The following is a 12,021-nucleotide window of genomic DNA, read 5'->3' as shown; positions in this document are numbered from 1 at the left end:
GCAAGCTTAGCGCGCCGCGCATCGACATGACAGAGGCAAACCGCTGCCGATTGCCGTACGATGCGATTTTCCCGGCTTTCACATCACCGCCCTGCCATGCCCCATCTCGTTATCGAAATTACGGAAAACACGCGCCTGACCTGTTCTCAGGAAGAATTGCTCGACGAGTGCAATGCGGCGCTGCTTTCCAGCGGACAGTTCCAGGAACCCGATATCAAGTCGCGCTGCGTGACGCTGACCACCTACCGCCAGGGCACGGAACAGGCGGAACGCGCCTTCGTGCATGCCACGCTGCAAATCCTGGACGGCCGCGAGCAAGGCGTGCGCAAGCAGCTCGGCCAGTTGGTGGTCAACGCAATTGCGGAAATGGTGCGCCCCGGTGCGGCCGACCAGACCGTCCAGATCACCGCCAACGTGGTCGAGATGGAACGCGCGACGTTTGCCAAGCAGGTGATCGGCGGCTGATTCGGCTCGGGGCCTTTTGCGGCGCTTCGAGAGCGCCGGCGGAGCCGGCCTCAGATACCCCGCGCCTCAGGTCACCGGCGCCGGGTTGAACAGCGCCAGCGAGTTGTACAGGCCATGATGTTCGGCCCATGTCTTCTTGCGGCCGCTGGCCACGTCGATCATCAGGTGGAAAAGCTCCCAGCCCACATCCTCGATGGTGGCTTCACCGGTGGCGATGCGGCCGGCGTTCACGTCCATCAGATCGTGCCAACGTCGTGCCAGATCGCTGCGCGTGGCAACCTTAATCACCGGCACTTCGGCCAGACCGTACGGCGTGCCGCGCCCCGTAGTGAAGATGTGCAGGTTCATGCCGGCCGCCAGTTGCAGCGTGCCGCAGATGAAATCGCTGGCGGGCGTGGCCGCGTAGATCAGGCCCTTGGTCTTGACGCGCTCGCCCGGCGACACCACGCCAGAGATCCGCGCGCTGCCCGACTTCACGATCGATCCCATCGCCTTTTCCACGATGTTCGACAAACCGCCCTTCTTGTTGCCCGGCGTCGTGTTGGCACTGCGGTCGGCACGGCCGCGAGCGAGGTATTTGTCGTACCAGTCCATCTCGCGGATCATTGCCTCGGCCACTTCGGGCGTGGCCGCCCGCGAGGTGAGCTGATCGATGCCGTCGCGCACTTCGGTCACTTCCGAGAACATCACCGTGGCACCGGCACGCACCAGCAGGTCCGTGGCAAAGCCGACGGCCGGATTGGCCGTCACACCGGAAAAGGCATCGCTGCCGCCGCACTGCACGCCGACCACCAGCTCCGACACCGGCACCGTCTCGCGCCGGCGCGCGTTGAGCGCCGCCAGATGCGTCTCGGCCATCGTCATGATCGACTCGATCATCGACGCAAAGCCGACGTGCTTGTCGTCCTGCAGGCAGACCACGCCTACCTGCACTTCGCCGGCACCGGTCTGGATCGGAATCGTGCCGGGCGGCAGCAGCCGTTCTGGCTGCAGTTTTTCGCAGCCCAGGCTCACCATCATCGCCGTGCCGCCGAAGTTCGGATTGAGTGCGATATTGCGCAGCGTGCGGATCGGCACGATGGCGTCGGGCGCGTCGATCGCCACGCCACAGCCGTAGGTGTGCTCCAGGCCGATCACGTCGTCGACGTTCGGGTATTTGGGCAGCAGTTCGGCCTTGATGCGGCGCACCGCAAAATCGACCACGCCGGACACGCATTGCACCGTCTCCGTGATCGCGAGGATATTGCGCGTGCCGACCGTACCATCCGGATTGCGGAAACCCTCGAAGGTATAGCCTTCCAGCGGCGGCAGCGGATCGGGCACGCGCGTGCCGATCGGCAGATCGGTCAGGCCCGGCGCCACGGGCATCTCGATCACGCGCTCGTTGACCCAGCTGCCGCGCGGCAGATCCTGCAGCGCATAGCCGATGGTCACGTTGTAGCGTGTAATGGCGTCGCCCTTCTTCAGATCCACCAGTGCCACCTTGTGGCCTTGCGGCACGCGTTCCACGAGCGTCAGGCCGCAGTCGAACACGGCGCCGGCGGGCAGGCCGCCGTCGTTGGCGACGATCGCCACGTTGTCGTTGGCGTGGATCCGGATGTAGAGCGGCGGGCGTTCGGCCGGTTGGGTCTGCGCGTTTTGTACCGACAAATCCGACATGATGGGAATTCCTTCCTTATTGGGGGTGCTTCAGTTCGACGCGGCGGATGTCCTTGACGATCACCAGATAACTGAGCACGGTGACCAGCGCGTTGACGCCGACGAAGACGAGCGCGCCGTTGAACGAACCGGTGGCGCTCAGGATATAGCCGATCACGATGGGCGTCACGATACCGGCGATATTGCCGAACGTATTGAAAATGCTGCCGGCCAGGCCGATCACTTCCTTGGGCGCGGTATCGGCCACCACGGCCCAGCCGAGCGCGCCGATGCCCTTGCCGAAGAACGCCAGCGCCATGATGCCAACCACCAGCCATTCCGCGTCGACGTAGTTGCACGCGATCATCGACACCGACAGCAGCATGCCGGCCACGATCGGCACCTTGCGCGCCAGCGTCAGCGAATGGCCGCGACGCAGCAGCGCATCGGAAATCACCCCGCCCAGTACGCCGCCCAGGAACCCGCAGATGGCGGGCAGCGACGCCACGAATCCGGCCTTGAGAATCGACATGCCGCGCGCCTGCACCAGATACACAGGAAACCACGTCAGGAAGAAGTACGTCAGCACGTTGATGCAGTACTGGCCCAGGTAGACGCCGGCCAGCATGCGATTGGTCAGCAACTGCCGCGCGTAGAACCAGCCGGCCGGATTGGCGCCCTGGCGTGCCTTGCCCTCGCCTTCGCCCATGTGGATCAGACCGCCGCCCTCGGCAATGTGATCGAGTTCGGCCTGGTTCACCCCCGGATGCGCGGCGGGGCTGCGCATCACCTTGAGCCACACCAGCGCCAGCAGCATGCCCATCACGCCCATCCACAGATAAACGTGATGCCAGCCCCAGCTATGAACGATCCAGGCCATCAGCGGCGTGAAGACCACCGCAGCAAAATACTGGGCGGCATTAAAGATCGCCGATGCGGTGCCGCGCTCCGCGGTCGGGAACCAGCTCGCCACCACCTTCGCATTGGCCGGAAAGGCCGGGGATTCTGCCAGGCCCACCGCAAAGCGCAGCGCAAACAGCACGGCGATGGCCTGCCCGATTCCGGCAAACACGCCGATCCAGCCCTGCAACAACGTGAAGAAGGACCACGCAAAAATGCTGAACGCATAGATGCGTCGCGCGCCAAAGCGGTCGAGCAGCCAGCCGCCGGGAATCTGCGCGATCACGTAGGCCCAGCTGAAGGCGGAAAAGATGTAGCCCATCTGCACCGCCGTGAAACCAAACTCCTCGCGCATCGCGGGGCCGGTGATCGACAGCGTGGCACGATCCGCATAGTTGATCGTGGTGACAATGAAAATCAGGGCAAGGATCCAGTAGCGGACGTTGGTGCGGCGGGTGTCGGCTGACACCGCTGCGCTGGGATTGGATGTTGCGGTCATCTGGGTCTCCTCACAGTCGGCGGGCCATGTTGCGAAAATGCGCAGCCACCCCTCTGTGATATGTCGTCGTACGACTAGGATTATAAAGACGCGGTTCCACGCATTGCAGCGCGCGTTTACCCTAAGTCGGTGCAAAGCGCTGCGCTTCGGTGCATACGATTTACCGGAAATCTTTCATCTTCCTTGCGATCCGGCTTGGCTGCTGGCCACAAGGGGAGATCACCGCGGCGTCGCGCAAGCGCTCCAGGCCGTAGGATCTGGATGCACCAACCCGGGGTTTTCCCTCAATTCATCACCATCCGCTTGCGTGCACGAATCGATAGTTGTACGATGACTTATCTCGAAACATCCCACACGATGGCACGAGGTACCAAGCGCCTTGTTCCACACCAACCATCATTCGCCATGTGGCGATCAGGAAGAGCGACATGACTACACCGCAAGAACTGAAGCAGATCATCTCGGAAGGACTGCTCTCGTTCCCCGTCACCGATTTCGACGCGCAGGGTAACTTCCGCGCCGACACCTATGCCAAGCGCCTGGAATGGCTGGCGCCGTACGGCGCGTCGGCCCTTTTTGCCGCCGGTGGCACGGGCGAGTTCTTCTCGCTGACGCAGCAGGATTATTCGAACGTGATCCGCACTGCGGTGGAAACCTGCCGTGGCAAGGTGCCGATCCTGGCCGGCGCCGGCGGCCCGACCCGCGTGGCGATCGAATACGCGAAGGAAGCGGAACGCCTGGGCGCGCATGGCATCCTGCTGATGCCGCATTACCTGACCGAGGCCAGCGAAGACGGCATCGCCAACCATATCGAGGAAGTCTGCCGCGCCACCAAATGCGGCGTGATCGTCTATAACCGCGCCAATTCGCGCATTGGCGCCGACCTGCTGGCCAAGGTGGTCGACAAGTGCCCTAACCTGATCGGCTTCAAGGACGGCGTGGGCGATATCGAGGCCATGGTGCGCGTACGCCGCAAGCTCGGCGATCGCCTGGCGTACCTGGGCGGGCTGCCGACTGCCGAAGTCTACGCCGCTGCCTACAAGGCGCTCGGCGTGCCCGTGTATTCGTCGGCCGTGTTCAACTTCATCCCGAAGACGGCCATGGAGTTCTACCGCGCCGTGGCCGCCGACGACCACGCCACGATTGGCCGCCTGATCGACGACTTCTTCCTGCCGTACCTCGATATCCGCAATCGCAAGCAAGGCTATGCTGTGTCGATCGTGAAGGCCGGCGCCAAGCTGATGGGCCACGATGCGGGCCCGGTGCGCGCGCCTCTGACCGACTTGACCGCCGAAGAACTGGACAAGCTCGACGCGCTGATCCGCAAGCTCGGACCGCAGTAAATGTTGCCGGTCGCCCGGTGTTGAAGATTGGGAGCCGACAATGTCGGCTCTTTTTTTGCACCATTGCCGACCACCGGTCTGCACCATGGCGCAGCAGGCGATGCGCCATGGCGGTGAAAAGCATCGTGCGGCGAGCGATTTCTGGCGGCCCGAGCGGCTGGCCCGAAACCTGCGTTATCGATACCCGAAGAGTAGAAGCGTTCAACCGCCCTTTCCTTTCCCGAAGGAAGGCGGCAGGAAATTGCTCTTGATGTCCGTGCCCGCGCCGGAACTCGAGAGCCTGAAGCGTCAAGCGTTCCCCGTCGGCCGGACCTGTTCACCTTCCTGAACCCGGAACGACATGACCAACACCTCCGTATCCCTCCACGAACTGGCCCGCGAATCGCGCATGGGCGCGCACGGACACGAGACCGACGCGCGCGAAGTACGGCGCATCGACCTGTCGGATTTTGCCCAACGCAAATCTGAAATTGCGGACCAACTCTGGAACGCCGCGGTCGATATCGGCTTTTTCCAGCTGGAGAATCACGGTATCGACCTGGCAGCCGTGCGCAATGCGTTTGCCATGACCGAACAGTTCTTTGCACTGCCGGACGCCGTCAAGGCCCAGTATCCGCTGCAGAAGGCCAACAACGCCGGCTGGGAATCGCGCGCGCAGATCAGGCCGTCCACCGGCACGCCTGACCAGAAAGAGTCGTACCAGATCACGCGTCCGCATATGGCGCCGTTGTGGCCCACCGAGGCGGAGCTGCCGCATTTCCAGGCCACCATGCTGGCCTTTGAACGGCAATGCTGGGAGGTCGGCATGAAGGTGCTTTCCTGCTTTGCCGACAAGCTCGGATTCGACGCGGACTTCTTTACGCGCGCCCATGATCCCGCCGCGCCGGACTATCAAAGCACGCTGCGGCTGCTGCACTACTACGCCATTCCGCCCGAAGCGCAGGACAAGCTCGACCTCTGGCGCGCCGGCGCGCATACCGATTTCGATTGCCTGACGCTGCTGTTCCAGCGCCAGGGGCAAGGTGGACTCCAGGTGTGCCCCGGCAAGGAAATGGAAGCGCAGGCGTGGACGCCGATCCCGCCCGACGAAGACGTGATCACCTGCAATATCGGCGACATGCTGATGCGCTGGAGCGACGACCGCCTGCCGTCGAACTTCCATCGCGTACGCAATCCTGCGCCGGGCGAGTACATGGGCCCGCGTTACAGCCTCGCGTTTTTCTGCCAGGCCAATCGTAACGCCATCATCGAAGGGCCGTCGGCACGGTATCCGGCGATCACGGCCGGCGATTTTCTGCGCCAGCGCGTAGCCGCGAACTTCAAGGCGTACTGACGTTTGCCCAGGTTGTGCGGCGGCGCGGCGCCATGCCTGCGCAACGCCGCCGCCGGGCCGCGACCCCGCCCGCGGCGCTGGGGCGAAATTTCCGATCACCGCGCCGCACCAAACAAAAAACCCCGCGCTCTTGCAAGCACGGGGTTTCAAGCCGCCCGACTCCCACCGTGTGGGTGCCGGGCTGGCGACTACCAAAGTATCGGGCGATCAGGCCGCGGCGTCCTTCAGCTTCTTCAGCGGGCGCACCTTCACCTTGACGCTGGCCGGCTTGGCCGGGAACCAACGCTCTTCACCCGTGAACGGGTCCTTGCCGAAGCGCTTCTTCTTTGCCGGCACTTGTTGTGCGGTGACCTTCAGCAGGCCCGGCAGCGTGAATTCGCCAGCGCCCTTCTTGTTCAGCGCGCTAACGATGGTGTTTTCGAGATGGGCCAGCACCGTCTTCACGGCCTTGGCTTCGAGCTGGGTTTGCGCCACGAGGTGAGCGACCAGGCTCGACTTGTTGAAGGTGTCCTTCAGCGGCTTCGGGGTCGGAGCAGCAGCGGGAGCAGCCTTCTTGGCCGGAGCGGCGGCCTTCTTTGCGGCAGCCTTCACAGGTGCCTTGGTTGCTGCGGCCTTCTTGGCGGCAGGCTTGGTTGCAGTCTTCGCGGTCGGTTTCGCTTTGGTCGCCATATCGATATACGAGAGTTGAAGATTAGAGTCCCGGCTGCTTGCAACGCCAGCGTTTGCAGCGCTGCTACTGTGCTGGCCGGCACGCACTGAATCATAGCGGAAACGGCCAGAAGTAAAGGGGTTTTCTCACGTGGCATCGGTCAAACCAAGTGAAAACCCCGGGTTTTGTCGCTGGTTTGCGTCAGCAAACACGCCAAGACGCCTGACGTCCCCCCACTTTCGCGTGTGTCAGGCACGCGCTGCCGCGAAAAATTCCCTCGCTCAATGCGCGTGCGCGACCATCGCTTCGCGTGTTTCGCGCGCCAGTCCCATTGCGAAAGCGGCTTCCGCCACGAGGAAAAGCGGGCCGACGATCAGGCCGGAAAGGTCGTCGACGAAGGCCGGCTTGCGCCCTTCGAAGTAGTGGCCCACGAACTGAATCACCCATCCAAGCAAGAACAGTCCGATGCCCGACAGCAGCCACGCAGCGGTGGAAAGCGCTGCGATGCACGCGCCCGCCCAGACGAAGAGGGCCAGGATGGCTGCCATCGCCAGGCCGAATCCGAACGACAGACGCAGATAGAACAGACACGACAGCGCGTAGACGATCATGGCGGGCGACAGATACCATGCGCCATCGCCCAGCGGCCATTGCGGCCGGCCCAGCAGCGCCGTGACGGCCAGCACGATCATCGGGATGCCGATGAAGTGCGTCAGCACGTTGCGCGGATCGCGATGATAGGCCGCGTAGTTCGACAAATGATCGATCAGGGTTTTCACGGGGCGTCTCCTTGTTTTCGGGGCCACGGCGTCATGCGTGAAACCCCGCCGCGCGTGCGGTTTTGATGTGGGCCTATATTAGTGATGCCGCGCCCGGCCGCAAAGGCCCATGACGCCCGTTCGAGCCGCCCCACTATTTCTGCCTATCCATCATGCTGCCCGCCGACGAGATTCCCGCATTGACAGATCCCCAGCGCGCCGCCTGGTTGCAGCGCATCGGCATCGACGCCACGCCAGCCCCTACCCTGGCCGCGCTCGACGCGCTGATCGCTGCGCACCTGACGCATATTCCGTTCGAAAACCTCGACGCGCTGACGGGAAGACGCGTGGACATCGACCTGCCGTCGGTCTTCCGCAATCTGGTCGACGAACACCGCGGCGGCTACTGCTTCGAGCTCAATACCCTGTTCTGCGCCGGGCTGAAATCGCTGGGATTCCACGTCACGCCACTCGCCGCGCGCGTGCGCTGGAACGTTCCCGACACCGCGCCGACCGGGCTTTCGCACATGCTGCTGCGCGTCGAAGTGGCGCACGAAAGCCATATCGCCGATGTCGGCTTCGGTGGCCCGACGCCGGATTTTGCGCTGCCGTTGTCCTTGCCGATCGACAGGAATGCCGGTTATCGGCTGCAGCCCGCGCCTGCATCGACCGCCACGGGCGGTGCGGCATTTCATACGTACGAGCTTGCGGTACGCGTCGCAGAGGACGCGCACGACGGCCAGGACCCGCCCGACCGCACGACCGCTGACGCTGCAGACAGTTGGCGCGCGATGTACCGGTTCGACCTGACGCCGCAGCCGCAGATCGATTTTGTCGCGCGCAACTGGTACGTCAGCACGCATCCGGACAGCCATTTCACACAGACGTTGATGGTGGCGCGCACCGACCACAGCGGTGCGCGGCTGTCGCTGGCGAATGGCTGTCTGGCCGAGCGCCGCACCGATGGTGCGGTGCGCAGGACGCAACTGGAATCGCCCGATGCGGTCATCGCACTGCTGTCGGAGCGTTTCGGCATCCGTCTGGACGAAGGCTTGCGCGCCGCACTGCAGGTGCGCCTTCCCGCCCTTCTGGCAGCGTCGGACTAGCGCGCTTGCACCGGGGCCGCCGGCATCGCGTCGCCCTGCGGTACGCGACATGCATCGCATGAATTGCCGGCAGAAAGTTTGCTGATACAGCTTGCCGCGCACGTCTGCGGCTGTGGACTGGACGCGAGCGCCTGCCCATAATGTCCCGGCCAATTCACGAATCAGGCAGCGGCATGTACCGCAGCCACCCACCTGGAGACACGCATGTCATTGTTCGATCTGTCGGGCAAGGTTGCCATCATCACCGGATCGTCGCGCGGCATCGGCCGCGCCATCGCCGAACAGCTTGCCGTGCAGGGCGCGAAGGTCGTCATCTCGTCGCGCAAGGCCGAAGCCTGCCAGGAAGTGGCGGACGCCATCAACGCGCAGCACGGCGCCGGCACGGCGCTCGCGGTGGCTGCCAATATCTCGTCCAAGGAAGCACTGCAGCATCTGGTCGACGAAACCAATCGCGTGTTCGGCAAGGTCGACGTGCTGGTCTGCAATGCGGCATCCAACCCGTACTACGGCCCGATGAGCGGCGTCTCCGACGATCAGTTCCGCAAGGTGCTCGACAACAATGTGATCTCGAATCACTGGCTGATCCAGATGGTTGCGCCGCAGATGATCGACCGGAAAGACGGCTCGATCATCATCGTGTCGTCGATCGGCGGACTGCGCGGCTCGCCGACGATCGGCGTCTACAACGTCTCCAAGGCCGCCGACTTCCAGTTGGCGCGTAACCTGGCAGTGGAGTTCGGGCCGCATAACGTGCGCGTGAACTGCATCGCGCCGGGACTGATCAAGACCGATTTCGCGCGTGCGCTGTGGGAAGACCCGGTGCGCTACAAGCAGTCAACCGAAAACGCGCCGCTGCGCCGCATCGGAGAGCCGGTGGAAATTGCCGGCGCCGCGTGCTTCCTGGCATCGGCGGCCAGCACGTTCATGACCGGCCAGGCGCTGGTCGTCGACGGAGGCGTCACCATCTGAGCTGTTTCTTGCGGGGAGGCCATGCATGTCGCAACAATCGCAGCATCCGCAGCATCCGCAGCAACTTCCGCAGGCCGGCGCAGGATGGCCGGCCATGTCGATCGCCGAAGCCCACGCGCGGCTGACCGCGCCCGGCGCGCCGTTCGAAACCGAGACGCGCGTCGTGCGCGGCATCCCCACCACGGTATGGAAGAACGCGCCGCCCACGCTGCGCGATCTGTTCCTGATTGCCGCGGCGTGGGGCGACAAGACGTTCGTGGTCTATGAGGACGAACGCGTCAGCTATCGCGCATTCGCACTGGCCGCCACCGCGCTGGCGCATCAGCTGGTCAAGGACGGCGTGCGCCGGGGCGACCGCGTGGCGGTGGCAATGCGCAACCTGCCCGAATGGCCGGTGGCGTTCTATGCCGGGCTGCTTACGGGCGCGATCGTCACGCCACTGAACGCCTGGTGGACCGGTCCGGAACTCGAATACGGGCTGACCGATTCAGGCAGCCGCGTCGCCATCGTCGATTACGAGCGCCTCGACCGTATCCTCGAACATCTGCCTAACTGTCCGGCGCTGGAGCGCATCTACGTGTCGCGCGCGCCCGCGGACGCGCGCTTCGACGATCCGCGCATCGTGCCGCTTGCGGGCGTGATCGGCGAATCGGACGCATGGCCGTCGCTGCCCTCGCAATCGCTGCCCGCCGTGCCGCTGGATCCGGACGACGACGCCACGATCTTCTATACCTCGGGCACCACCGGCCGCCCGAAAGGCGCAGTCGGCACCCATCGCAACGCCAGCACGGTTGCCGTATGCGCGCAGTTCAGTCCCATGCGCAACCTGCTGCGGCGCGGCGAGCCGATTCCGGAACCCGACCCCAATGCGCCGCAGAAAGGCATGCTGCTGGCCGTGCCGTTCTTTCATGTCACCGGCTGCATGTCGGTGCTGAACGGGGCGCTGGCGTCGGGCAGCAAGATCGTGCTGATGTATCGCTGGGACACGCTGCGCGCGATGGAATTGATCGAGCGCGAGCGTTGCACCGCCGCTGGCGGCGTGCCGACGATCGCCTGGCAGATCATCGAGCATCCGCAACGAGCCGAATTCGACTTATCGTCGCTGGAGAACATCAACTACGGCGGCGCGCCCGCGTCGCCGGAACTGGTGCGGCGCATCCAGGAAGCGTTTGCGCACGCCGCGCCGGGCATCGGTTGGGGCATGACCGAAACCTCCGCCACATTCACCAGCCATAGCGCCGAGGAATACGTGTTTCGCCCCGACAGCAGCGGTCCCGCGCTGCCGATCGGCGAGATGAAGATCGACGACGGCTTCGGCAACGCCCTGCCGCCCGGGGAAATCGGCGAGTTGATGGTGCGTGGCGCCAACGTGCTGCACGGCTATTGGAACAAGCCCGAGGCTACGGCCAAGACATTCGTCGATGGCTGGCTGCACACCGGCGATATTGCGCGCCTCGACGAGGAAGGATTTCTCTACATCGTCGATCGCATGAAGGACATGCTGATCCGCGGCGGCGAAAACATCTACTGCATCGAGGTGGAAAGTGCGCTGTATGCGCATCCTGCCGTGATGGATGCGGCAGTGGTCGGCATCGCGCATCGCACGCTGGGCGAAGAGCCAGGCGCGGTGGTCAGCCTGAAGCCCGGCGCGCACGCCACTGAAGCGGAATTACAGGCATTCGTGCGCGAGCGGCTGGCGGCCTTCAAGGTGCCGGTACGGATCATCGTGCGCGACGAGATGCTACCCCGCAATCCCAACGGCAAGATCCTCAAGTCGAATCTGCGCAAGCTGTTCGAGTAGGCGCGCCCGCGCCGCATGCGGCGCCCGGGTCCATCGCATGGATCCGGGCGGCGCCGTCGCTCACCGCGTTGGAATCGGCGTTGCGGCGGGCACCGGCACCGCAGTCACGGCATTCTGCGGGCTGCCGCTGACGATACGGTCGGAGTACGTCAGATACACCAGCGTGTTCCGTTTGCGATCCACGGCGCGCACTACGTGCAGCGTCTTGAACAGAATCGACATCCGCTCTGAAAACACGTCCTCCTGCGCCTTGAGCGGCCCCTTGAAGGCGATCGTGCCCACCTGCCGGCAAGCGATGGACGCCTCCGGCGGGTCCTCGGCCATGCCGAGCGAGCCCTTGATGCCACCAGTGCGCGCCCGCGATACGTAGCAGGTAATGCCTTCGACCAGCGGATCGTCGTACGCCTCGATCACGACCTTGTCGGAGCCGGTCATGCGGAAGTTGGTGGAGACGCTGGCGATTTCCTCGGCATGCGCGACGTCGGACAGCGACACCGATCCGGCCATCATGCCCAACACGCCAAAAATGCAAAACGCGCCCCTCATGCCGAATCCGCCGG

The 12,021-nt window shown here is 64.1% G+C and carries 12 protein-coding genes; 7 read left to right on the top strand and 5 right to left on the bottom strand.

Annotated elements, in window-relative coordinates; translation table 11 throughout:
- Window positions 1–96: 96 nt before the first annotated feature.
- Window positions 97–465, top strand: coding sequence for a 5-carboxymethyl-2-hydroxymuconate Delta-isomerase (locus AC1RKI_RS07990; protein WP_061956682.1), 369 nt, complete (start codon window positions 97–99; stop codon window positions 463–465).
- Window positions 466–531: 66 nt separating this feature from the next.
- On the opposite strand, the gene garD is transcribed toward AC1RKI_RS07990, so the two are convergent.
- Both garD and AC1RKI_RS07980 read right to left on the bottom strand, forming a co-directional pair.
- A complete protein-coding gene (gene garD / locus AC1RKI_RS07985) occupies window positions 532–2,124 on the bottom strand; it encodes a galactarate dehydratase (protein ID WP_492796120.1) in 1,593 nt (530 codons plus the stop codon).
- A gap of 16 nt (window positions 2,125–2,140) precedes the next feature.
- Window positions 2,141–3,502: an MFS transporter gene (locus AC1RKI_RS07980; RefSeq protein WP_492796122.1), complete on the bottom strand. Its 1,362-nt coding sequence runs from the start codon at window positions 3,500–3,502 to the stop codon at window positions 2,141–2,143.
- A 428-nt stretch (window positions 3,503–3,930) separates the two neighbouring features.
- Here AC1RKI_RS07980 and kdgD point away from each other — a divergent pair, with 428 nt between their 5' ends.
- Genes kdgD through AC1RKI_RS07965 form a run of 3 tightly spaced genes read left to right on the top strand, consistent with a single transcriptional unit; the run spans window position 3,931 to window position 6,178 of the window.
- Window positions 3,931–4,845: a 5-dehydro-4-deoxyglucarate dehydratase gene (gene kdgD / locus AC1RKI_RS07975; RefSeq protein ID WP_061956677.1), complete on the top strand. Its 915-nt coding sequence runs from the start codon at window positions 3,931–3,933 to the stop codon at window positions 4,843–4,845.
- Between the two features lie 40 nt (window positions 4,846–4,885).
- Window positions 4,886–5,173: a hypothetical protein gene (locus AC1RKI_RS07970; RefSeq protein WP_227460958.1), complete on the top strand. Its 288-nt coding sequence runs from the start codon at window positions 4,886–4,888 to the stop codon at window positions 5,171–5,173.
- A 12-nt stretch (window positions 5,174–5,185) separates the two neighbouring features.
- Window positions 5,186–6,178, top strand: a complete 993-nt coding sequence (locus AC1RKI_RS07965; RefSeq protein ID WP_061956675.1) for an isopenicillin N synthase family dioxygenase — start codon at window positions 5,186–5,188, stop codon at window positions 6,176–6,178.
- Window positions 6,179–6,385: 207 nt separating this feature from the next.
- On the opposite strand, the gene AC1RKI_RS07960 is transcribed toward AC1RKI_RS07965, so the two are convergent.
- Both AC1RKI_RS07960 and AC1RKI_RS07955 read right to left on the bottom strand, forming a co-directional pair.
- Window positions 6,386–6,847: an HU family DNA-binding protein gene (locus AC1RKI_RS07960; protein ID WP_061956673.1), complete on the bottom strand. Its 462-nt coding sequence runs from the start codon at window positions 6,845–6,847 to the stop codon at window positions 6,386–6,388.
- 261 nt (window positions 6,848–7,108) lie between these two features.
- Complete coding sequence (locus AC1RKI_RS07955; protein ID WP_492796126.1) at window positions 7,109–7,606, bottom strand: Mpo1 family 2-hydroxy fatty acid dioxygenase; 498 nt, start codon at window positions 7,604–7,606, stop codon at window positions 7,109–7,111.
- Between the two features lie 152 nt (window positions 7,607–7,758).
- On the opposite strand from AC1RKI_RS07955, the gene AC1RKI_RS07950 reads away from it, so the two are divergent.
- From AC1RKI_RS07950 to AC1RKI_RS07940, 3 genes are all read left to right on the top strand, one after another.
- Window positions 7,759–8,691 carry an arylamine N-acetyltransferase family protein gene (locus AC1RKI_RS07950; protein WP_492796128.1) on the top strand — a complete coding sequence of 311 codons (933 nt, stop codon included), beginning with the start codon at window positions 7,759–7,761 and terminating at the stop codon, window positions 8,689–8,691.
- 204 nt (window positions 8,692–8,895) lie between these two features.
- Window positions 8,896–9,660 carry an SDR family oxidoreductase gene (locus AC1RKI_RS07945; protein ID WP_061956666.1) on the top strand — a complete coding sequence of 255 codons (765 nt, stop codon included), beginning with the start codon at window positions 8,896–8,898 and terminating at the stop codon, window positions 9,658–9,660.
- A 25-nt stretch (window positions 9,661–9,685) separates the two neighbouring features.
- Window positions 9,686–11,461, top strand: a complete 1,776-nt coding sequence (locus tag AC1RKI_RS07940) for a class I adenylate-forming enzyme family protein (protein WP_227460955.1) — start codon at window positions 9,686–9,688, stop codon at window positions 11,459–11,461.
- Between the two features lie 60 nt (window positions 11,462–11,521).
- Here AC1RKI_RS07940 and AC1RKI_RS07935 read toward each other — a convergent pair whose 3' ends face one another.
- Entirely contained in the window at window positions 11,522–11,971 is a 450-nt protein-coding gene (locus tag AC1RKI_RS07935; protein ID WP_084003969.1) for a CreA family protein, read from the bottom strand.
- Window positions 11,972–12,021: the final 50 nt, after the last annotated feature.

This window comes from Cupriavidus sp. GW822-FHT06G04, assembly GCF_058799075.1.
Note: the sequence above shows the minus strand (reverse complement) of the source record. Positions and strands in the feature narration are given on the sequence as shown.